Raw genomic sequence first — 20297 nt, forward strand, 5'->3', positions numbered from 1 at the left:
GCGCCGACCTTGGTCAGAGCGGCCGTCAGCGTGGTCTTGCCGTGGTCGACGTGACCGATCGTGCCGACGTTCACGTGCGGCTTGGTGCGCTCGAACTTACCCTTGGCCATGGCTATCGCTTCTCGTGTTTGGTCTATGTGTCGCGTTGGCTGTCGGTAAAGCAGCCGGGTATCGCTTGGAGATGGTGCTCACGAAAGGAATCGAACCTTCGACCTCCTCCTTACCAAGGAGGTGCTCTACCGACTGAGCTACGTGAGCGAAACTTTTTGCTGCGCTGGACGGCTGTTCAATGGAGCGGGAGACGGGAATCGAACCCGCGCCATCAGCTTGGAAGGCTGAGGTTCTACCATTGAACTACTCCCGCGCCGCGTACCGCCAATACAGCGTTGGAACCTACAGCTTCAGATACCTGGAGCTTTGCCGCTTTGCCTGCGCGCCGTATCGATGAACCGATCGTCGCACCGGCCAACCTGGTGGAGGGAGGTGGATTCGAACCACCGAAGGCGTAAGCCAGCAGATTTACAGTCTGCCCCCGTTGGCCGCTTGGGTATCCCTCCGAAGAGCCCGTAATTTTGAAGTGCGATCTTCAGCTTGTCAACGCACTTTCACGAAATCTTGCGGGATTTTTTTCGCCCCCGCCGCCGGCGCGTCGCAACGGTCGGCAGCGGGGCGCGTAGTCTACTCAAACATTGAACCGGAAGTGCAAGACATCGCCTTCCTGGACGCGATATTCCTTGCCTTCCAGGCGCAGCCGGCCGGCGTCGCGGGCGCCGGACTCGCCCTTGTACTTGATGAAATCGTCGTAGGCGATGGTTTCGGCGCGGATGAAACCCTTCTCGAAGTCGGTGTGGATCACCGCGGCGGCCTGCGGCGCGGTCGAACCGGCCCGGACCGTCCAGGCGCGCACTTCCTTGACCCCGGCGGTGAAGTAGGTCTGCAGGCCCAGCAGGGCGTAGCCGGCGCGGATCAGGCGGTTCAGGCCTGGCTCGGCCAGGCCCAGGTCGGCCAGGAAGGTGTCGCGGTCGGCGTCGTCGAGCTGGCTCAGCTCTTCCTCGATCGCGGCCGAGACCGGCACCACCTGGGCGCCCTCAGCCACGGCGCGGGCGCGCACGGCGTCGAGGTGCGGGTTGTTCTCGAACCCGTCCTCGAGCACGTTGGCCACGTACATGACCGGCTTGAGGGTCAGCAGGAACAGGTCGCGCAGCGCGGCCTTGTCGTCTTCCGACAGGTTCAGCGCGCGCGCCGGGGTGCCGGCGTCGAGGCCCTTGCGCACGCGGTCCAGGACCTCCTTGCGCGCGATCGCTTCCTTGTCGCCGGTCTTGGCCGAGCGCTCGGCGCGCTGGTAGGCCTTCTCGACGCTTTCCAGATCGGCCAGCGCCAGCTCGGTATCGATGGTCTCGATATCGGCGATCGGATCGACCTTGTTGTTGACGTGGATCACGTCCGGGTGCTCGAAGCAGCGCACCACGTGGGTGATCGCATCGACCTCGCGGATATGCGCCAGGAACTTGTTGCCCAGGCCCTGCCCGCTGGCCGCGCCGGCGACCAGGCCGGCGATGTCGACGAACTCGACCGCGGTCGGGATCAGCTTCTGCGGCTTGACGATCTCGGCCAGCGCGTTGAGGCGCGGATCCGGCACCGGCACCGCGCCGACGTTGGGCTCGATGGTGCAGAACGGGAAGTTGGCCGCGGCGATGCCCGCCTTGGTCAGCGCGTTGAACAGGGTCGACTTGCCGACGTTAGGCAGGCCGACGATGCCGCATTTGATGCCCATGGGTGCTGATTCCGGGAATAGATCTAGGGTTGGGGAATGGGAGCCGCGCGCCGAACCGCGCGTATCGCTGCGAGCGTGCAGATCCCGGCAAAAAATCTTGTCGGCGGGGACGGAAATTCCGGGGCGGCGAACCTGCGTTCCCCCTGCCCGATTCCCGGCTTCCGCTTCATTTCGCGGTATGCAACCGCGTCATCGCATCCATGAAATTGCCCTGCACCGCCAGCGGCATGACGTCGATGGCCTCGTCGATGGCGCGCGCGATCGTGGCCTCGTCGTCCTTGCCGGGACGGCCGAGCACCCACGGGGTGACCTTGTCCTTGTGGCCGGGGTGGCCGATGCCCACGCGCAGGCGGTGGAACTTGCCGTGGCCGAGCAATTGCATGGTGTCGCGCAGGCCGTTCTGGCCGCCGTGGCCGCCGTCGAACTTGAGCCGGACGGTGCCGGGGGCGAGGTCGAGCTCGTCGTGCGCCAGCAGCGCTTCGTCGGGCTCGATCTTCCAGTAACGCAAGGCGGCCGCGACCGACTTGCCGGAAAGGTTCATGAAGGTGGCCGGCTTGAGCAGCCACACCGGCTTGCCGGCGATCTCGATCTTCGAGGTCTCGCCGAACAGCTTGGACTCCAGGCCGAAGCGGCCGCCGAACTTCTCGTTCAAGGCGTCCACAAACCAGAACCCGGCGTTGTGCCGGGTCCGGGTGTATTCGGCGCCGGGGTTGCCCAGGCCGACGATCAGGCGCAATCCCGCCATGAACTCAGGACAGTCCGCAAACGCGGACCGGCGCGCCGGTCACGGCGCGCCGGCCGGCGATCACTTCTTGTCTTCGTCCTTCTTGGCGACCTTGGCCGCCGGCACGTCCGCGGCCGGCGCGTCTTCGGCGGCCTCGGCCTCTTCCTTGCCGTGCTTGGCGATCACGATGGCGACATCGTGTTCCTTGCCCAGCTTCAGCTCGGGGATCTCGACGCCCTTGGGCAGCTTGAGTTCCGACAGGTGGACGATGTCGCCGACCTTCAGCTCCGACAGGTCGATCTCGATGAACTCCGGCAGATCCTTCGGCAGGCAGGACACTTCGACTTCGTTGAGCTCGTGGGTGACCACGACGTCGGCGGACTTGCCGGCCGGCGACTTGTCTTCGTTGAGGAAGTGCAGCGGCACCGCCACGCGCAGCGCCTGGTTGGCGTCAACGCGCTGGAAGTCCAGGTGCATGATGATCTGCTTGAACGGGTGGCGCTGCATGTCGCGCAGCAGGACCTGCTCGACCTTGCCGTCGACGTCGAGGTTCAGGATCGACGAGTAGAACCACTCGTGCTGGCTGGCCAGCCAGATCTTCTCGTGCTCGAGCTGGATCGGCTGCGGAGCGGCGCTGCCGCCGTAGACGATGGCCGGGATGCTGGCGGCATGACGCAGGCGGCGGCTCGCACCCTTCCCCTCGACATTGCGGCCAGTGGCCTTGATGGTGTGTTCGGACATTTGCGTGTACTCGATGGTTACAGCGTTGGAACCGCCTCGCGGCGGCGGGGAAGCTCATCCGCGACCAGATGAGCCTTGAAACGAATCGGGGTGGATCAGTCGACGTAGAGCGAGCTGACCGACTCGCCGAAGGCGATGCGGCGGATCGTCTCGGCCAACAGCTCGGCCACGCTGAGCTGGCGGATGCGGCCGGTGGCGCGGGCCGCGGCGGTCAGCGGGATGGTGTCGGTCACCACCAGCTCGTCCAGCTGCGACTTCATCACGTTGTCGATCGCCGCACCCGACAGCACCGGATGGGTGCAGTAGGCGACGACCTTCAACGCGCCCTGCCCCTTCAGCGCGGCCGCGGCGGCGCACAAGGTGCCGGCGGTGTCGACGATGTCGTCGACCAGCACGCAGGTCTTGCCGGCCACGTCGCCGATGATGTTCATCACCGTGGCGACGTTGGCGCGCGGACGGCGCTTGTCGATGATCGCCAGGTCCGCATCGTCCAGACGCTTGGCGATCGCGCGAGCGCGCACCACGCCGCCGACGTCCGGAGACACCACGACCATGTTGTCGGTGCCGTGCGCGCGCCAGATGTCGGCGAGCAGCAGCGGCGAGGCGTAGACGTTGTCGACCGGGATGTCGAAGAAGCCCTGGATCTGATCCGCGTGCAGATCGACCGTGAGCACCCGGTCGGCGCCGACCGCGCCGAACATCTTGGCCGCGACCTTGGCGGTGATCGGCACGCGCGAGGAGCGCGGGCGGCGATCCTGGCGGGCGTAGCCGAAGTACGGCACCACCGCGGTCACGCTGGCCACCGATGCGCGCTTGAGCGCGTCGATCAGCACCAGCAGTTCCATGAAATTCTCGGCCGTCGGCGCGTTCGTCGGCTGGATGACGAACACCTCCTGGCGGCGCACGTTCTCTTCGATCTCGACCTGCACTTCGCCGTCGGAGAAGCGCCCGACCAGGGCCTTGCCGAGCCGGATGCCCAGCTCCTTGCACACGGCCTGCGCGAGCGGGCGGTTGGCGTTGCCGCTGAAAACCAGCAGGTTGCGATCGTTTTGCACTGTCTTGAGACCGGGACTCGGGATTTGGGATTCGGGATTCTTCAAGGCGGCGATGCGGCGCGCTTGCGAATCGCGAATCCCAAATCTCCAATCCCTTGTGTGTGGCAGGGGCGGTAGGATTCGAACCTACGAATGCCGGGATCAAAACCCGGTGCCTTGGGCCTCTTGGCGACGCCCCTGCGGAAAACCTGTTTGCAACGCGAGTTGGAACCGAACTTGCCGCGCGACGGGAACCAACCTGCGGTTCAGCCGCGCCGGCGGGCTTCGAGCGCCGCGCGCAGCGGCGAACGCTGCGCCCCGGCCGCCGTCCAGGCGCGCAGGCCCGGCGGCAGTTCCGCCAGCGCCGCCTGCGCCGATTCGCGCGTGGCGAACTCGACGAAACAGCCGCTGCCGGACCCGGTCAGGCGTGGCGGGCCGATCCGCGCCAAGGCGGCGAAGGCGGCCTCGACGGCAGCCTCGCGCTGGCGCAGCACCGGCTCGAACGCATTCCCGAGCGGTCTACCCGAAACGAAGTCCGACATTGTCGCGGGCGCGGCATCTCGCGTCAATTCAGCGGATTGAAAAAGCGCCGCGGTCGGGGCGTGGACGCCGGGATCGGCCAGCACGTACCAGGCCGGGGCCAGCGCGACCGGGCGCAGGTCCTCGCCCACGCCCTCGGCCCAGGCATTGTCGCCGCGCACGAACACCGGCACGTCGGCGCCCAAGCTCAGGCCCAGGGCGGCCAGGGTTTCGACGTCCAGGCCGGTGCCCCACAGCGCGTCCAGGGCCACCAGCACGGTCGCCGCGTCGGACGAGCCACCGCCGAAACCGCCGCCGGCCGGAATGCGCTTTTCGATGACGATATCGGCACCTTGTCCGCAATTTGCGGATTTTTGCAAGGCCAGCGCTGCCCGCACGGTGAGGTCGTCGGCCTCGGCCACGCCGGCCACCGAGCCGCCGTGGCGGACGATGCGGCCGTCGGCGCGCGGCCGCAGGCGGATGGTGTCGCCCCAATCCAGGAGACGGAACACGGTCTGCAGCAGGTGATAGCCGTCGGCGCGGCGGCCGACGATGCGCAGGAACAGGTTCAGCTTGGCCGGGGCCGGCCACGCCGACCAGGTGGGATCGTTGAAATCGTGGGACATCATCGGCATCGCTGGGACGGCCGCGCCGTCCGGGTTCGGTTCAGGGGATCGGTCGCGGCCCGGGCAATGCGGCTCAGGGCGTCGCGGCCGCGGCGGCCTCGGATGCCGCGCCCTGCCATTGGTCGACGATCAGCCGCACCCGCGCGGAGTCGCGGCGCGCGTCCAGGCGCGAGGGCAGGTCGCCGCGGGCGGGCCATTCGTAGGCGATGGTCCAGCCGCCCTGGGCGATCGACTGCGGGCGGCCGTCCGGGCCGGGCGCGATCCGGGCGTCGCCGCCGTCGCCCGCGGGCAAGCCGCGCAGCCAGTCGCCGAGCGCGGCCACCGGAATGTCCCAGCCGGTGGCCTGGAACAGCAGTTCGGCCGCGTCCGCGCCTTCGCGCGGGCCGCCGTCGAGCCCCTCCAGCCGGGCGCTGCCGGGCGCGCCGGCCAGGCGCCAGCTCTGGCGGGTGACCGGCGCGCTCAAGGCGACATCGAAGCCGGCGCCGCGCTGGCTCCATTCGATCCGGCCGCTGCCGCCCTTGCCGGCGTTGGACACGGCGATGCGGCCGCTCAGCGACCAGTCGCCGGCGGCGCGCACGCGCGCCGAGCGCGCGGCTTCGCGTTCGGCCGCGTCCGCGGCCGGCACCGCCTGCCCCGCCGGTGCGCCGGGACGCACGCCGGGGCCGGCGCAGGCGGCCAGCAAGGCGGTCAGCATCAGCCCGGCGCACAGCCGCATCGAAGCTGCGGCGCCCACCTTCGCGGTGGCGCCATCGGCACGCACGTTTGCAGCCGCCCCGCCCGAGTTCGACCCGCTCGCGCCGCATCCGCGGCCCGCGGCGACCACCCGCACGACCGATCCGCTCACAGCCCGTACTTCTTCAGCGCCCGCTGCAGCGAGCGGTTTTCGGCGTCGATCTTGCGGCCCTGCTCGAAATACTTGCGCGCTTCGTCGCGGCGACCGGTTTCCCACAGCAGTTCGGCCAGGTGCGCGGCGATCTCGGCGTCCTTCTGCATGGTCAGGGCGCGGCGCAGTTCGACTTCGGCTTCCTTGACCCGGCCCAGGCGATACAGCACCCAGCCGTAGCTGTCGACGATGGCGGCGTTGTCCGGCTCGGCGGCGCGCGCGCGTTCGATCAGCTCCAGCGCTTCCTGGTAGCGGTTGGTGCGGTCGGCCAGGGTGTAGCCCAGCGCGTTGAGCGCGGCGACGCTGTCGGGTTCGGCGACCAGGATGCGGCGGAAGTCGGCTTCGGCGCGGGCGACGTCGTCGCGGCGCTCCCAGCTCAGGGCGCGCGCGTAGAGGATCTCCGGCTCGTCCGGGAACGCCGCCAGGCCACGGGCGAAGGCCTCGTTCTCGCCGCGGGCGTTGTTGTCCTCGGCGCGCAGGTTGGCTTCCAGGATGTAGGCGTCGCGGCGGGTGTCGTCTTCGGCCGAGGCGTCGGACTGGATCGCGCGCAGCGCGCCGTAGGCTTCGTCGGCGCGCTGCAGCTTGTGCAGCATGTTGGCCGCGCGCAGCCGCGCCAGTTCGCGTTGCGGGCCGCCGGGCACGCCGCGGTACCAGCCCAGCGCTTCGTCGTAGCGCTCCAGGTATTCGGCCAGCTGGCCCAGCAGCAGGCGCCGGGCCGGATCGGGCTTGGTCGCGCTGGCGCTGAGTTCGTCGTACAGCGCGGTCAGGGTGGGCTTGTCGTCGGCGCGGGCCAGGTAGGACGCGCGCAAGGCGTAGGTCTGGTCGTCCTGCGGGCCGCGCGCCAGCACCGCGGCGACGTTCTGGAAATCGTTGAGGCCTTCGTACTGCTCGGCGATCAGCGCGCGCAGGTTGTTGTCGCCGTCGGCCAGCGGCACCAGGGTCGCCAGCAGTTTGGCGGCGTCTTCGCTCTTGCCCTCGTCGCGCATCTGGCTGACCCGCAGCAGTGCCACCCGCGGCTCGCCGGGGAAGCGCTTGACCACTTCCTCGACGATGCGGTCGGTGAGCTTGGGCTGGTCCAGGCGCTGGGACAGGCCGCCGAAGGCGACCCAGGCCATCAGGTTGCGCGGCGGCAGGCGCCCGCCCGCGACGATCTTCTCGACCATCCGCGCGGTCTGCTTGGGGTCCTTGGAACCGGCGGTGAGCACGCCCAGGGCCTGACGCCAGCCGGTGTCGGGCTCGGAGGCCATCAGCGCGTTGAGCTGGCGCAGCGCGGCGCGCTCGTCGCCGCGGCGCAGCGACAGGGTCGCCTCGGCCGCGGCATAGACCGAACCCTGGCCGCCGAGCTTGCGCCACAGCGCCAGCGCATCGGCCGCCACCGCGTCCTGGCGCGCGACCAGGGCGATGGTGGTGGCGCGCTCGGCCAGGACCGGGTCGCTGGCGGCGCGCGCGGCCTGCAGGTAGGACCCGGCGGCCTCGTTCAATTTGCCCGCCTGGAGGGCGAATTCGCCGGCCAGCAGCGGCTCCAGCGAGGCCCCGACCGGGTCCTTGGCGGCCTGCGCCTGGATCGTGGCGCGGGCCGCGGCCAGCGCGGCCGCGCTGGGCTCGGCGGCCGGCGCCGCGGCGCTGGCGGCGCCGGCGCCCCAGCCGCACACGGCCAGCAACAGCGCCGCGGCGCGGCGCGCGCGGCGGCCGGCGCGGGCGTGCGCGCGGCTGGGCTGGGGCTTGTCTTCGGCGCTGCCTATCGGACCGATCGAGCAAATCGAATCGTGGGAAGACACGGGGGGACCAGTGGGCCGGTAGAATGGCGGCCTTCAGCAGCCCGCAGCTTATCGCAAGCGCCTGAACCGATGTCCCGCGCACGCCGCCGTCCGATGGAACTTTCCCGCCGCCGCGGGACGGCCGCGCGCGCGCGGCCGCCGGTAGCGCGACGCCCCCGTCCATGAGCCTGTACGTCCTCGGCCTCAACCACCAGACCGCGCCGGTCAGCCTGCGCGAACGGGTGGCGTTCGCCGGCGATGCGGTGCCGGCGGCGCTGGCGGCGTTGCGCGCGCTGGCGCCGGTGCGCGAGGTGGCGCTGCTGTCGACCTGCAACCGCACCGAGATCTACGCGGTCGCCGAAGACGACGGCCGCGCGCTGGCCGACTGGCTGGCCAGCCATCCCGACGATGCCGGCGACCTGCACGGCTACCTCTACCGCCACCGCGACGCCGAGGCCGTGCGCCACCTGTTCCGGGTCGCCACCGGCCTGGATTCGCTAGTGCTCGGCGAGCCGCAGATCCTCGGCCAGGTCAAGGACGCCTGGGCCGCCGCGCGCGGCGCCGGCACCCTGGGCAGCCAGCTCGACCGGCTGTTCCAGCAGGCGTTCTCGACCGCCAAACGCGCGCGCACCGACACCCGCATCGGCGCCAACCCGGTCTCGGTGGCTTCGGCCGCGGTGCGGCTGGCGCAGGAATCCTTCGCCCGCCTGGAAGACTCCAGCGTGCTGCTGGTCGGCGCCGGCGAAACCGTCGAGCTGGCCGCGCGCCATCTGGTCCAGGCCAAAGCCAAGCGCCTTTTGATCGCCAACCGCACCCTCGCCCACGCCCAGGACCTGGCCACCCGCCACGGCGGCGTGGCGCTGCCGCTGAGCGAGTTGGAACGCCACCTGGCCGAGGCCGACATCGTGCTGTCGGCCACCGCCAGCCGCGAGCCGATCCTGCGCAAGCCGCAGGTCGCCGCGGCGCTGGCCGCGCGCAAGCACCGGCCGATGCTGCTGCTGGACCTGGCCGTGCCGCGCGACATCGCCGCCGACGTGGCCGACCTGAAGGACGTATTCCTGTACACCGTGGACGACCTGGAACGCGCGATCGAGGACAACCGCCGCAGCCGCCGCGAGGCCGCGACCGAGGCCGAGGCCATCGTCGAGCTGCAGGTGGCGCGCTTCGTCGAGACCCTGGCGGCGAGCACCCGCACCGCGCCGATCAAGCGCCTGCGCGATCACGGCGAAGCCGCGCGCGAGGAAGTGCTGGCCAAGGCGCGCGCGCAGCTCGCCGCCGGCCAGAACCCGGCCGAGGTGCTGGACTTCCTCGCCCACACCCTGACCAACCGCCTGCTGCACGCGCCCACGATCGCGCTGCGCGAGGCGGCGTTGACCGGCAATCCGGAGCTGGCGCGGGCGGCGGACAAGCTGTTCCCCGCCGCGAGCGGCGCGGAGGGAACCGGGAAGGGGGAACCGGGAATCGGGCAAGGCGCAACGGCGGACGCCGAATCGCTGCACGACCGTTAGCGCGGCCTGCGCCGCCGAGGTTGCCGCTGTTGCGATTCCCTATTCCCCATTCCCGACTCCCGGCTCCATGACCCCCAGCCTGCGCCGCAAACTCGAAGCCCTGGCCGAACGCCGCGAAGAACTCGAACGCCTGCTCGCCGACCCCGGCGTGATCGGCGACAACCAGCGTTTCCGCAAGTGCTCGCGCGAGTTCGCCCAATTGCAGCCGGTGGCCCTGGCGCTGGCCGCCGAGGCGCAGGCCAAGGCCGACCTGGCCGCGGCCGAAGCGATGCGCGCGGATCCGGAACTGCGCGAACTGGCCGAGGAAGAGATCGCCTCGGCGCAGGAACGCTTGCAGCGGCTCGACGTCGAATTGATGGCGCACCTGATCCCGCAGGACCCGCGCGACGACGGCGACCTGTACCTGGAAGTGCGCGCCGGCACCGGCGGCGACGAGGCGGCGATCTTCGCCGGCGACCTGTTCCGCATGTATTCGCGCTATGCCGAGCGCCAGGGCTGGAAGGTCGAGGTCGAGTCGGCCAATCCCGGCGAGCACGGCGGCTACAAGGAAATCATCGCCCGGGTCGAAGGCCGCGGCGCGTATTCCAGGCTCAAGTTCGAATCCGGCACCCACCGCGTGCAGCGCGTGCCGGAGACCGAATCCCAGGGCCGCATCCACACCTCGGCGGCGACGGTGGCGATCATCGCGGTGGAGCCGGAAGGCGAGCCGATCGAGATCAATCCGGCCGACCTGAAGATCGACACCTTCCGCTCCTCCGGCGCCGGCGGCCAGCACGTCAACAAGACCGAATCGGCGATCCGCATCACCCACATTCCCAGCGGCGTGGTGGTCGAGAACCAGACCGAGCGCAGCCAGCACGCCAACCGCGACAAGGCGCTCAAGCGCCTGCAGGCGATGCTGGCCGACGCCGCCGCGGCCAAGGCCGCCGCCGCGCAGGCGCAGGACCGGCGCCTGCAGGTCGGCAGCGGCGACCGCAGCCAGCGCATCCGCACCTACAACTTCCCGCAGGGACGCATCACCGACCACCGGGTCGAGGGGCTGACCCTGTACGACCTGCCGAACGTGATCGCCGGCGACCTGGACGGCCTGATCGGGCGGTTGCTGCACGAGCACCAGGCCGACGAACTGGCGCGGCTGTCGGCGAACGCGTAACCCCGGTCGCCTTTTGCAGGCGCGGCGCAAGCCGCGACCGCGACACCACACATACGACGCAAGCGCGGTGGCGCGGTCGCGGCTCGCGCCGCGCCTGCAGGGGCGATCGCGCAGATTCGCGGCGGTCATGACGTTGGCCTCGTCCGCCGGCCATAATCGCCCCTCCCCCACCGCGCCGACTCCCGCATGAGCCCGACCGTCCGCCGCGCCAGCTCCGCCGACCTGGACCTCATCGCGCCGCTGTTCGACCGCTACCGCCACTTCTACACCCAGCGCGAGGACGCGGCGGTCTCGCGCGCCTTCATCGGCGAGCGCCTGGCGCGCGGCGACTCGGCGATCCTGCTGGCCGCGCTCGACGGCGCCGACGGTGCCGGCTTCGTCCAGCTCTACCCGACCTTCTCCTCGGTGCGCGCGGCGCGGGTGTGGGTGCTCAACGATCTGTTCGTCGAGGCGCATGCGCGCCGCCGCGGCGTCGCCCGCGTCCTGCTCGACGCCGCCGCCGCGTTCGCGCGCGCCGACGGCGCCGCGCGCCTGGAACTGGAAACCGACCACGACAACGCCCAGGCCCAGGCGCTGTACGCCGCCGCCGGCTGGCAGCGCTTCGACGGCACCCAGCGCTACCAACTGCCGCTGGCGCAGGCCTGAGCGCCGTGGCCGATCCGCGCCCCGCCCTGCGCCAGGCCCTGCGCGCCCGTCCCGACGACGCGATGGGCTGGGTGATGCTGGCCGAACACGAACTCGACGCCGGCGACGCCGCGTCCGGCGAGGCCGCCGCGCGGCGCGCGCTGGCGCTGCGGCCCGGCCATCCCGAGGCGCTGGCGCGGCTGGGCCGCGCGCAATGGATGCTCGGCCGCCGCGACGATTCGGTGCGAAGCCTGCGCGCGGCGGCGCGCGCGGCGCCGCAGCACCCGGGCATCGCGGTGTGGCTGGCGCACGCGCTGGAAGACGTCGGCGACGCCGAAGGCGCGCTCGCCGCCTATGCCCACGCCTACGCGCTGGCGCCGCAGGAGCCGCAGCTGGCGTCGTACCTGCTGGCCTGGCGCCGGCGGCTGTGCGATTGGCGCGATCTCGACCGCCTCGCCCAGCAGGTGCGCGAAGCGGTGGCGCGCGCGCAAGCCTCGGTGGAACCGTTCGCGTTCCTCAGCGAAGACGCCAGCGCCGCCGAGCAACGCCGCTGCGCCGCATTGCGCGCCGCGGTGATCGCGCGCGCGGTGCGGCCGCTGCCGCCGGCGCCGGCGCGCGACGCGCAGGCGCCGGTGCGCGCCGGCTTCCTGTCCAACGGCTTCGGCAACCATCCTACCGGCCTGCTGACGGTCGCCCTGTTCGAGGCGCTGCGTCGCCGCGGCGGGCTGGAACTGCACCTGTTCGCGCTCAACCGCGACGACGGCAGCCCGATCCGGCGCCGCCTCGGCGCGGCCGCCGAGGTCCTGCACGACGTCGCGCAACAGCCGCACGCCATGGTCGCCGACGCGATCCGCCGCGCCGGCGTCGACGTGCTGTTCGACCTGCGCGGCTGGGGCGGCGGCGGCGCGCCGGAGGTACTGGCGATGCGACCGGCGCCGGTGCAGGTCAACTGGCTGGCCTACCCCGGCACCAGCGCGGCGCCGTGGATCGACTACGTGCTGGCCGACCGCTTCGTCCTGCCCGAATCGATGAGCGCGGACTTCAGCGAGACCGCGGCCTGGCTGCCGCGCTGCTTCCAGCCCTCCGATACCGCGCGTGTCGTCGCCGAACCGCCGGACCGCGCCGCCTGCGGCCTGCCGGCGCAGGGCGTGGTGTTTTGCTGCTTCAACAACAGCTACAAGCTCAACCCGCGCAGCGTGGCGCGCGCGCTGGAGGTTGTGCGCGGCGTGCCCGGCAGCGTGCTGTGGCTGCTGTCGGGCCCCGGCAACGCCGATGCGCGCCTGCGCGAGTTCGCCGCCGGCCGCGCGCTGGATCCGGCGCGGCTGGTGTTCATGCGCAAGCAGCCGCATCCGGACTACCTGGCGCGCCTGCGCCACGCCGACCTGTTCCTCGACACCGATCCCTACAACGCCCACACCACCGCCTCCGACGCGCTGTGGGCCGGCTGCCCCGTACTGACCGTGCCCGGCGCGACCTTCGCCGCGCGCGTGGCCGGCAGCCTCAACCACCATCTCGGCCTGGCCCCCATGAACGTCGCCGACGACGCCGCCTTCGTCGCCCGCGCGGTCGCGCTGGGCAACGACCCCGCCGCGCTGGCGGCGTTGCGCGCGGAACTGGCGGCGCGGCGCGCGGACAGCGGCGTGTTCGACATGGACGGTTTCGCGGTCGACTTCGCCGCGATGACCCTGGCGATGGCGCGGCGGCAACGCAAGGGCGAGGCACCGGCGATCCTGCAAGGCCCGGCGCGGCCTTGAGCCGGGCCCGAACGCGCGGGCGCCCAGCGGACGCGCGCGCGGCGCGCACGCACCCGGCGCGCGCCCGCTGCGGTTAACGCCGCCTGGACCGTCCGTTCACGCCGGCCGACCGTTGCCGTGGCTACGGTCGCAGCATGGAACTGAACTATTCAGCCCCTCGGCGCAGCGGTGCGCGCCCTCCTCGCGAGGCGCGGACCGATGGGTAGACTGGCCGTCTTTTCGCCGTTCGCCGGACCGCCCTTGAACACGCTCCACCTCGAACTGCGCACCGCTACCGCACGCCAGCACCAGGACCTCGACCGGGTCGTGGCCGGCAGCCTCGACGATCGCCACGGCTACACCCGCTATCTGCTCGGCATGCTGTCGCTGGTGGAACTGCTGGCGCCGCCGCCGGCGGCGGTGGACGCGCGTTCGGCGTGGACCGAATGGTTCGATCCGCAGCGCCAGGCGCTGCTGTACCAGGACCTGCGCGGCCTGGGCGTGCTGCCGCTGGCGCGCGGCCTGGCGCCGTTGCCGGCCTCGTGCTGGATGGGCGCGCATTACGTGCTGGAGGGCTCGGCGCTAGGCGCGCGGGTGTTGCTGCGCGCGGCCGAACGCCTGCGCCTGCGCGATCCCGGCGTGCCGCTCGCGTTCCTGCGCCATCACGCCCAGCCGGGCGACCGCTGGCCGCGCTTGCTCGCCGAACTGCAAACGCTCGACGGCCCGCTGCGCGAGGACGCCGTGCGCGGCGCCCGCTACGCGTTCGGCGTGGTCGCCGGCGCCATGACCGAACAGGAGTCTGCGTGACCGATCCCAAGCTGCAGGCGGCCTACGAAGCCTGCGCGCGCGAGCCGATCCACCTCAGCGGCGCGATTCAGCCGCACGGCGCGTTGCTCGCGTTCGCGCCGCGCACCGGTGCGATCGCCGCGGCGTCCGACAACGCCGGCGACCTGTTCGGCACCACGGCGCAGGCCTTGCTCGACCAGCCCATCGACGAATGGTTCGACGCGCACGCGCTGGAATTGATCCGGGCCGGCGCCGCGGCCTCGCAACCCGGCGACTTCCCGCGCCTGGCGGGCCTGGTCAACGCCGGCGCCTGGGGCGAGCTGCACCATCTTTCGGTGCACGTGCGCGCGCAGCTGATCCATGTGGAGCTGGAACCGGCCGCGCGCGAGAGCGCCGATCCGCTCGACGCCCACGCGATGATCGCCCGGCTCGAAGCCGGCGCGCAGACGGCGCCGTTCTTCCACGCCGTCGCCGAACAGGTGCGCGCGCTGACCGGCTACGACCGGGTCATGGTCTACGCGTTCCGCCACGACCATTCCGGCGAAGTCGTGGCGCAGGCCCTCGGCGGCGAACTCAGCTCCTACCTGGGCCTGCGCTTTCCCGCTTCCGACATCCCGCCGCAGGCGCGCGCGCTGTACCTGGCCAACCGCGTGCGGGTGATCCCCGACGCCGGCTACACGCCGGTGCCGGTGCGCACCGCGGCGCACGCCGCGCCGCTGGACATGAGCTTCGACGTGCTGCGCAGCGTCTCGCCGATCCACCTGGAGTACCTGCGCAACATGGGCGTGCGCGCGTCGATGTCGATCTCGCTGATCGTCGACGGCCGGCTGTGGGGGCTGATCGCCTGCCACCATCCGCAGCCGCGCGCGGTCGGGCCGCGCGAGCGCATCGCCGCCGACGTGTTCGGGCGCTACGTGTCGCTGCTGCTGGGCACCCGCAACCTCAAGCAGATCGGCGCCGCCGAGGCCGCCGCGCGGCTGCATCGGCACCGCCTCGAACAGGCGCTGGCGCACGCGCCGTCGCCGTTCGCGGCGTTGCGCGAGCAGCCCGAGGCGCTGCTGGGCGCGCTGGCCGCCGACGGCGCGGCGCTGATCGCCGGCGACGATGCGCTGCTGGCCGGCGCCGAGCTGGACCCGACGATCCTGGCCCCGGCCCTGGCCTGGGCGCGCACGCACGCGCGCCACGCCGCCGCCGGCACCGCCGAGCGCGCGGACTGGAACGCGGCCGACCACGGGCCGGCCGGCCTGTTCGCCGCGCCGCTGGACGCCGGCGCGGGCGGCTGGCTGCTGCTGTTCCGCAACGAACAAGTCGAACACGTGCGCTGGGCCGGCTCGCCCGCCGACGCCTACCAGCTCGACGCCGGCCGTCTCACCATCGGCCCGCGCACCAGCTTCGCCGAATGGAACCAGACCGTGCGCGGCACCGCCGAGCCGTGGTCGGAGGAAGACGCCGAGCGCGCCGAACGCCTGCGTCTGATGCTGTCGCGCCACCTGCCGGCGAGCGCGCCGCGCGAGGCCGCGCACGGCGAAACCGGCGGCCGCCTGGTGCGCCTGGACCTGCACGGCCACCGCCGGCGCCTGCAGCGGCTGGCCAACCTGCTGGCCGATGCCGCCGATCACCTGGACGCCTCCCAGCGCACGCAACTGGACGAGGCGATCGCGGCGATGGAAGCCGCGCTCGCCGTGCCCGCCGACGCGGGCCGCCGCGCCGCCGGCTGAGCCTGCGCAGCAGGTCCGCGGTTGAGCCGCATCGGTTCGCCCGCCTCGCGTCGGTTCACGCCGGTTCGCACGTTCGGCGCAGACCCCGGTCGCGCCCGCGGCCGGCGCGCGCGCACGCTTCGCGGCGCCGCCGTCCCGGCCGCCGCCGGTTTGCGCTAGTCTCGGCGGCATGACCGCAGAACGCGATTTCATCCCCCTGAACCTGTGCGTGCTGACCGTCTCCGACAGCCGCACCCTCGCCAACGACAGCTCCGGCGACTACCTGATCCAGTCGCTGACCGACGCCGGCCACCGCCTGGTCGAACGCAAGCTGCTGCCGGACGACCGCTACAAGCTGCGCGCCGCGGTGTCGCAGTGGATCGCCGACGACGCCGTCGACGGCGTCCTGGTCACCGGCGGCACCGGCTTCACCGGCCGCGATTCCACCCCCGAGGCGCTGCTGCCGCTGCTGGACAAGGAAATGCCGGGCTTCGGCGAACTGTTCCGCGCGATCAGCTTCGACGAGATCGGCACCTCGACCCTGCAGTCGCGCGCGTTCGCCGGGCTGGCCAACGCCACCTTCGTGTTCTGCCTGCCGGGCTCGACCTCGGCCTGCCGCACCGCCTGGGAAAAGATCGTCAGCGCGCAGCTCGACGCGCGCACCCGGCCGTGCAACCTCGCCACCCTGCGTCCCCGCCTCAAGGAGTGATGCGCATGTCGCTGGACACCACCCTGCGCTTGCTGGCCAAGGCCAGCGGCCTGAGCGTGACCGACCTGGCCACCGCGATCCCGCGCGCCGGCGCCAACACCGTCAGCGCCTGGCTGCGCGGCGAGAAGTTGCCCGGCCGCGACCAGCTCGACGCGCTCGCGCGCGCCTTCGGCGTCCCCGCCGGCGCGCTGCTGGCCGAACTGGCCAGCACGCTGGACCCGGCCCGCACCCAGGGCGAGCACGATCTGCTCGCCGCCTACCGCGCGCTCGACACCCGCCAGCAGGGCGCCCTGCTGGAAGTCGCCGCGAGCATGGCCGGCACCCGCCGCGGCGCCGCGCCGCGCGCCGCGCGCAAGGCGCCGACGAAGAAGGCTTCCGCCCGCAAGAAGGCCGCCCGATGAGCAAGCTCAAGCGCAAGGAATACGAAGCGCAGCTGGAACCGCTGCAACTGGAGCTGGCGGCGATGGCGCGCTGGCTGCAGCACAGCGGCAAGCGGCTGATGGTGATCTTCGAAGGCCGCGACACCGCCGGCAAGGGCGGCGCGATCGGCGCGATCTCGGAGAACCTCAACCCGCGCCAATGCCACATCGTCGCCCTGTCCAAGCCGAGCGAACGCGAGGCCGGGCAGTGGTATTTCCAGCGCTACGCGCCGCACCTGCCGGCCGCCGGCGAGATCGCCCTGTTCGACCGCAGCTGGTACAACCGCGCCGGCGTCGAGCAGGTCATGGGTTTCGCCAAGCCCGAACAGGTCAAGGCCTTCCTCAAGCAGGTGCCGGTGTTCGAGAAGCTGCTGGTCGACGACGGCATCGTGCTGTTCAAGTACTGGCTGTGCTGCGACCAGGCGCAACAGGAAGAACGTTTCGCCGAACGCCTCGGCGACCCGCTCAAGCGCTGGAAGCTGTCGCCGATCGACCTGCAGGCGCGCGCCCACTACGACGACTACACCCGCGCCCGCGAGGCCATGCTCGAGGCCACCCACACCAAGCACGCGCCGTGGACGCTGGTGGACTTCAACGACCAGCGCCAGGGCCGGCTGACCTTGATCCGCGACCTGCTCTCGCGCCTGCCCGACACCGAGGTCGCGCCGGCCAAGCTCGACTTCCCGCCGCTCAAGGGCAAGCCGGCGAAGGAGAAATACGGCGCGCTCAAGCCCATCGGCGGCAAATCGGGCGACAAAGGCTGATCCCATCACCGGAGGCGATATGGACCGCGAACAGGCCGAACGCACCAGCCTGTTGTTGGCGAGCATGAACGCCACGCTCAACCGGCACCTGCTGCAACTGCAGCCGCAGATGCCGCACGAGGAATTCCGCGCCTTGTGCGCCGACCTCGGCCGGGTGACCGGCGAACTGCTGAGCGTGACCGCCCCGCTCTACCGCCGGTTCCCGCAGCTCAAGCCCGAAGAGCTCGGCGGCCCGTACCGGATGGAATTCGTCGAGGTCCCCGAGGCGATGTTCGCGCGCAAGGCGATCGCGCCGAGCGCCGAGTTCGGCTGAGCGCGACCGCCGGTCGATCTTTGTAGGAGCGACGCGAGTCGCGACCGCGGCAACGCAGCTGCGCCGGACGTTGCGCCGCAGTTGCGTTGCCGCGGTCGCGACTCGCGTCGCTCCTACAGTGAAGCACTGTGGGTGGGGCGTCGGCTTCGGGAAGTAGCGCTTGCGTGCGTCGCTTCGGTTGGTCGCGACTCGCGTCGCTCCTACGGAAAATCAGCGGTCGCGCGCGGGAGCCGGGGCCTCAGCCCTGCGAGCGCCGGTACGGCTGGAACAACTGCAGCAGCCACGGCTTCTGCGCCAGCACCAGGCTCACCCCGACCCGCTCCTGCGCGGTCAGCGCCGCATCGCGCGCCAGCAAGGCGTCGAATTCGCGCGCGACCTCGCCCAGCCGCTGCTTGAGCTGGCGAATGCCGGCCGGGCTCAACGAGCCGCTGAGCAGCAGCAACACGTCCTGCTCGCCGTCGAACGGGTCGGCGAAATAATCGTGCAGCAGCTTGAGCCGGAAGTAGCGCTCCATCGGCCCGTCGGCGCGCCAGCGGAAGTTGCGCGCGGTCAGCGGGCGGCCGCGGTTGCCGGGCATCAGTTCGATGATGCCGAGCCGGTCCAGCCGCACCAGCAGGCCGGTCCAGCGCGCGTCGTCGAAGTTGAAGTGGGCCTGCACGTCGGCCTGGCGCCAGCGGTTCAAGGTCAGGAACAAGGCCAGCAGCAGCGCCGGCTCGTCGACCAGCGCCTGCTCCTGCGCCTCGCTGAGCGTGGCCATCGGCGCGCGGCCGCGGCCGGCCTCGGCGCTGAGCTCGGCCAGGCCGATGTCGAGCACATCGCAGATCTCCTCCAGCCGCGCCAGGCTCATCGCCCGCCGCGAGAACATCCGCTTGACCGCCGCCTCGCTGAGCTTGAGCCGGCCGGCGAGGTCGCGGTAGGTAAGGTCCTGGGCGCGCAGGAAGCGCTTGAGGGCGTCGACGAGTTCGAGTGAGAGGGCCATGGGTAGCAAAATACGCTACCTCGCAGGGAAAACCGAGAGACCTTGTCGATGATTCTTGCCAGCCCCCGGAGCCGCCGGGAAGGTAGGCCGCAGGTCCCCACGAGGTGGCACGAATGCCAAGGATTGCCGAACGCCTGCTCCTCCTCGCTGCGGCCTGCGTCGCCGCCATTGCGCTGCCGGCAGGGATGCCGGCACGCGCGGCGGTGCAATCCGATGCCGCCAGCCGGCAATCGGCGACCAGCCTGGACGCCTCGGTCGAGGTACCGGTGGCCGCCGCCCACGCCCTTTCGGCCGGCGCCAAGTTTTCCGTCACCGCGATCGAGGCCAGCGGCAACGCGGTCGCGGTGACCGTGTCCGCGGTCGGCGCGGGCACCTCGCTGGTGGTCAAGCTCTCGGCCGAACAGGCGCGCAACCTCGGCCTGTCGGTCGGCGCCTCGGTGGTGATCACCGCGGTCGCCGCCGGCTGGCTGATCAGCGACGCCGCCGGCCACGTGTTCTGTTTCGTGCCCGACGAGCGCGCGCGCCGCCACCTGCACAGCCACCGGCTGAGCTGAGAGGAGCGGGCCCGCCATGGACGAGGCGATGGGAAGGCAGCGGGCGGGCAAGGCAAGGACGCAAGGACGCGCCGCGCAGGGATGCGCTGCGCAAGCGAGCGCCCGGGCATCGGCCGCGTTCGGCAGGACGCTGGCGGCGGCGATGTTGGCGGCGATGCTGGGGCTGCTGCCCGCACAGGGACGTGCGGGCACCGGGTGCGGCAGCGAACCGTTGGCGCCGCGCAAGCTCGCCGACGCCGCCCAGACCGCGCTGACCGTGGCCGATGCGCTCGACCGCCGCGACGCGCCGCTGGCGCTGGTGGCGCGGGTCGGCAGCGACCTGTCGGCGCAGGGGCTGGTCTATAGCCACGTCGGCTTCGTCGTGCGCGACCATCCCGGCGGCCGCTGGACCGCGGTGCACCTGCTCAACGAATGCGGCAGCGACCGCTCCAATCTCTACAGCCAGGGCCTGGTCAATTTCTTCGCGGACGACTTGGTCAACCAGGACGCGCGCATCGTCTGGCTCGAACCCGAGCTCGCCCGGCGCCTGGCCGAACGCCTGCGCGCGCTGCCGCGCGATGCGCTGCACCAGCCGCACTACAACCTGATCGCGCGGCCGGGCAGCGCCGACTACCAGAACTCGACCGCGTGGGTGCTGGAGACCGTCGGCGCGGCGCTGGCGCAGACGCCGGCGCCCAGCCGCAACGCCGCGTTCGCGGCCGCGCAGCGCGACGGCTTCCGCGCCGACCGCGTCCACATTCCCTATTCCAAGCGCCTGCTCGGCGGTCTGTTCAGCGCCAATGTCGCCTTCACCGACCACCCGGTCTCGACCCGGCTCGGCGGCGACTATCCGGTGGTGACGGTGCGCTCGATCATCGAGTACCTCGACCGCAGCGGCCACGTGCAGGCGCAGCAGGAATGGCGCAACGGCCGGGCGATGGAGCGGCCGGGCGCGCTGTAGGCGGTACCGGTGCGCGCGCAACCGGATTCCGCTTTGTGTAGGAGCGGCGCGAGCCGCGAC

At 71.6% G+C, this 20297-nt stretch carries 21 protein-coding genes and 4 tRNA genes; 12 read left to right on the forward strand and 13 right to left on the reverse strand.

Features of this window, described 5'->3' with window-relative positions:
• The 12 genes from BLV01_RS24030 to BLV01_RS24085 form a co-directional block, all read right to left on the reverse strand.
• Positions 1-110, reverse strand: a 110-nt coding sequence (locus tag BLV01_RS24030; RefSeq protein ID WP_137835413.1) for a GTP-binding protein, incomplete at its 3' end; no start/stop codon positions are given.
• A gap of 72 nt (positions 111-182) precedes the next feature.
• Positions 183-258, reverse strand: a tRNA-Thr gene (locus BLV01_RS24035).
• Between the two features lie 32 nt (positions 259-290).
• Positions 291-364 (reverse strand) — tRNA-Gly (locus BLV01_RS24040).
• Positions 365-471: 107 nt separating this feature from the next.
• Positions 472-557, reverse strand: a tRNA-Tyr gene (locus BLV01_RS24045).
• A 125-nt stretch (positions 558-682) separates the two neighbouring features.
• Entirely contained in the window at positions 683-1774 is a 1092-nt protein-coding gene (gene ychF, locus BLV01_RS24050) for a redox-regulated ATPase YchF (protein ID WP_091806263.1), read from the reverse strand.
• Between the two features lie 166 nt (positions 1775-1940).
• Positions 1941-2519: an aminoacyl-tRNA hydrolase gene (gene pth, locus BLV01_RS24055; RefSeq protein ID WP_091806265.1), complete on the reverse strand. Its 579-nt coding sequence runs from the start codon at positions 2517-2519 to the stop codon at positions 1941-1943.
• Positions 2520-2579: 60 nt separating this feature from the next.
• Positions 2580-3239, reverse strand: a complete 660-nt coding sequence (locus BLV01_RS24060) for a 50S ribosomal protein L25/general stress protein Ctc (protein ID WP_091806269.1) — start codon at positions 3237-3239, stop codon at positions 2580-2582.
• 95 nt (positions 3240-3334) lie between these two features.
• Entirely contained in the window at positions 3335-4294 is a 960-nt protein-coding gene (locus BLV01_RS24065; RefSeq protein WP_091806272.1) for a ribose-phosphate diphosphokinase, read from the reverse strand.
• Positions 4295-4396: 102 nt separating this feature from the next.
• Positions 4397-4473: transfer RNA gene (locus tag BLV01_RS24070), tRNA-Gln, on the reverse strand.
• A gap of 66 nt (positions 4474-4539) precedes the next feature.
• Complete coding sequence (gene ispE / locus BLV01_RS24075; protein WP_091806337.1) at positions 4540-5418, reverse strand: 4-(cytidine 5'-diphospho)-2-C-methyl-D-erythritol kinase; 879 nt, start codon at positions 5416-5418, stop codon at positions 4540-4542.
• Between the two features lie 73 nt (positions 5419-5491).
• A complete protein-coding gene (gene lolB / locus BLV01_RS24080) occupies positions 5492-6133 on the reverse strand; it encodes a lipoprotein insertase outer membrane protein LolB (RefSeq protein ID WP_091806275.1) in 642 nt (213 codons plus the stop codon).
• A 125-nt stretch (positions 6134-6258) separates the two neighbouring features.
• Positions 6259-8079 (reverse strand): tetratricopeptide repeat protein, encoded by a 1821-nt coding sequence (locus BLV01_RS24085; protein ID WP_254782758.1) that lies wholly within the window; start codon positions 8077-8079, stop codon positions 6259-6261.
• A 161-nt stretch (positions 8080-8240) separates the two neighbouring features.
• On the opposite strand from BLV01_RS24085, the gene hemA reads away from it, so the two are divergent.
• The 10 genes from hemA (at position 8241) to BLV01_RS24130 (ending at position 17764) form a co-directional block, all read left to right on the forward strand.
• Positions 8241-9566, forward strand: coding sequence for a glutamyl-tRNA reductase (gene hemA / locus BLV01_RS24090; RefSeq protein ID WP_091806278.1), 1326 nt, complete (start codon positions 8241-8243; stop codon positions 9564-9566).
• 67 nt (positions 9567-9633) lie between these two features.
• Positions 9634-10719 (forward strand): peptide chain release factor 1, encoded by a 1086-nt coding sequence (gene prfA, locus BLV01_RS24095; protein WP_091806281.1) that lies wholly within the window; start codon positions 9634-9636, stop codon positions 10717-10719.
• A 186-nt stretch (positions 10720-10905) separates the two neighbouring features.
• The gene (locus tag BLV01_RS24100) at positions 10906-11364 is read left to right on the forward strand and encodes a GNAT family N-acetyltransferase (RefSeq protein WP_091806284.1); all 459 of its coding nucleotides are present in this window, start codon (positions 10906-10908) and stop codon (positions 11362-11364) included.
• A 62-nt stretch (positions 11365-11426) separates the two neighbouring features.
• Complete coding sequence (locus tag BLV01_RS24105; protein ID WP_091806342.1) at positions 11427-13097, forward strand: O-linked N-acetylglucosamine transferase, SPINDLY family protein; 1671 nt, start codon at positions 11427-11429, stop codon at positions 13095-13097.
• Between the two features lie 240 nt (positions 13098-13337).
• Positions 13338-13883: a biliverdin-producing heme oxygenase gene (locus tag BLV01_RS26520; RefSeq protein WP_175486239.1), complete on the forward strand. Its 546-nt coding sequence runs from the start codon at positions 13338-13340 to the stop codon at positions 13881-13883.
• Positions 13880-15580: a GAF domain-containing protein gene (locus BLV01_RS24110; RefSeq protein WP_175486240.1), complete on the forward strand. Its 1701-nt coding sequence runs from the start codon at positions 13880-13882 to the stop codon at positions 15578-15580. Before BLV01_RS26520 ends, BLV01_RS24110 begins: the two co-directional genes overlap by 4 nt.
• A 169-nt stretch (positions 15581-15749) precedes the next feature.
• On the forward strand, positions 15750-16268 hold the full coding sequence (gene moaB, locus BLV01_RS24115; RefSeq protein WP_091806289.1) for a molybdenum cofactor biosynthesis protein B: 519 nt from the start codon (positions 15750-15752) through the stop codon (positions 16266-16268).
• A 5-nt stretch (positions 16269-16273) separates the two neighbouring features.
• Complete coding sequence (locus tag BLV01_RS24120) at positions 16274-16669, forward strand: helix-turn-helix domain-containing protein (protein WP_091806345.1); 396 nt, start codon at positions 16274-16276, stop codon at positions 16667-16669.
• The gene (gene ppk2, locus BLV01_RS24125) at positions 16666-17451 is read left to right on the forward strand and encodes a polyphosphate kinase 2 (RefSeq protein ID WP_091806292.1); all 786 of its coding nucleotides are present in this window, start codon (positions 16666-16668) and stop codon (positions 17449-17451) included. Before BLV01_RS24120 ends, ppk2 begins: the two co-directional genes overlap by 4 nt.
• A gap of 19 nt (positions 17452-17470) precedes the next feature.
• Entirely contained in the window at positions 17471-17764 is a 294-nt protein-coding gene (locus BLV01_RS24130) for a hypothetical protein (protein ID WP_091806295.1), read from the forward strand.
• A gap of 238 nt (positions 17765-18002) precedes the next feature.
• Here the strand turns inward: BLV01_RS24130 and BLV01_RS24135 are convergent, their stop codons facing one another.
• Positions 18003-18743, reverse strand: a complete 741-nt coding sequence (locus BLV01_RS24135) for a helix-turn-helix domain-containing protein (RefSeq protein WP_091806298.1) — start codon at positions 18741-18743, stop codon at positions 18003-18005.
• Positions 18744-18946: 203 nt separating this feature from the next.
• Here BLV01_RS24135 and BLV01_RS24140 point away from each other — a divergent pair, with 203 nt between their 5' ends.
• Positions 18947-19297, forward strand: a complete 351-nt coding sequence (locus BLV01_RS24140; protein WP_139179167.1) for a hypothetical protein — start codon at positions 18947-18949, stop codon at positions 19295-19297.
• A 142-nt stretch (positions 19298-19439) separates the two neighbouring features.
• Positions 19440-20237, forward strand: coding sequence for a DUF2145 domain-containing protein (locus tag BLV01_RS24145; protein ID WP_175486241.1), 798 nt, complete (start codon positions 19440-19442; stop codon positions 20235-20237).
• Positions 20238-20297: the final 60 nt, after the last annotated feature.

Origin of the sequence: Lysobacter sp. yr284 (assembly GCF_900107375.1) — a bacterium.
Classification (GTDB): Bacteria; Pseudomonadota; Gammaproteobacteria; order Xanthomonadales; family Xanthomonadaceae; genus Lysobacter.

Excerpts from the sequence above, each read along its gene's own strand:
- ychF (WP_091806263.1), bottom strand. The coding sequence starts at position 1,774 with ATGGGCATCAAATGCGGCATCGTCGGCCTGCCTAACGTCGGCAAGTCG.
- pth (WP_091806265.1), bottom strand. The coding sequence starts at position 2,519 with ATGGCGGGATTGCGCCTGATCGTCGGCCTGGGCAACCCCGGCGCCGAA.
- BLV01_RS24060 (WP_091806269.1), bottom strand. The coding sequence starts at position 3,239 with ATGTCCGAACACACCATCAAGGCCACTGGCCGCAATGTCGAGGGGAAG.
- ispE (WP_091806337.1), bottom strand. The coding sequence starts at position 5,418 with ATGTCCCACGATTTCAACGATCCCACCTGGTCGGCGTGGCCGGCCCCG.
- lolB (WP_091806275.1), bottom strand. The coding sequence starts at position 6,133 with ATGCGGCTGTGCGCCGGGCTGATGCTGACCGCCTTGCTGGCCGCCTGC.
- hemA (WP_091806278.1), top strand. The coding sequence starts at position 8,241 with ATGAGCCTGTACGTCCTCGGCCTCAACCACCAGACCGCGCCGGTCAGC.
- prfA (WP_091806281.1), top strand. The coding sequence starts at position 9,634 with ATGACCCCCAGCCTGCGCCGCAAACTCGAAGCCCTGGCCGAACGCCGC.
- BLV01_RS24100 (WP_091806284.1), top strand. The coding sequence starts at position 10,906 with ATGAGCCCGACCGTCCGCCGCGCCAGCTCCGCCGACCTGGACCTCATC.
- BLV01_RS24105 (WP_091806342.1), top strand. The coding sequence starts at position 11,427 with ATGGGCTGGGTGATGCTGGCCGAACACGAACTCGACGCCGGCGACGCC.
- moaB (WP_091806289.1), top strand. The coding sequence starts at position 15,750 with ATGACCGCAGAACGCGATTTCATCCCCCTGAACCTGTGCGTGCTGACC.
- BLV01_RS24120 (WP_091806345.1), top strand. The coding sequence starts at position 16,274 with ATGTCGCTGGACACCACCCTGCGCTTGCTGGCCAAGGCCAGCGGCCTG.
- ppk2 (WP_091806292.1), top strand. The coding sequence starts at position 16,666 with ATGAGCAAGCTCAAGCGCAAGGAATACGAAGCGCAGCTGGAACCGCTG.
- BLV01_RS24130 (WP_091806295.1), top strand. The coding sequence starts at position 17,471 with ATGGACCGCGAACAGGCCGAACGCACCAGCCTGTTGTTGGCGAGCATG.
- BLV01_RS24135 (WP_091806298.1), bottom strand. The coding sequence starts at position 18,743 with ATGGCCCTCTCACTCGAACTCGTCGACGCCCTCAAGCGCTTCCTGCGC.
- BLV01_RS24145 (WP_175486241.1), top strand. The coding sequence starts at position 19,440 with ATGTTGGCGGCGATGCTGGGGCTGCTGCCCGCACAGGGACGTGCGGGC.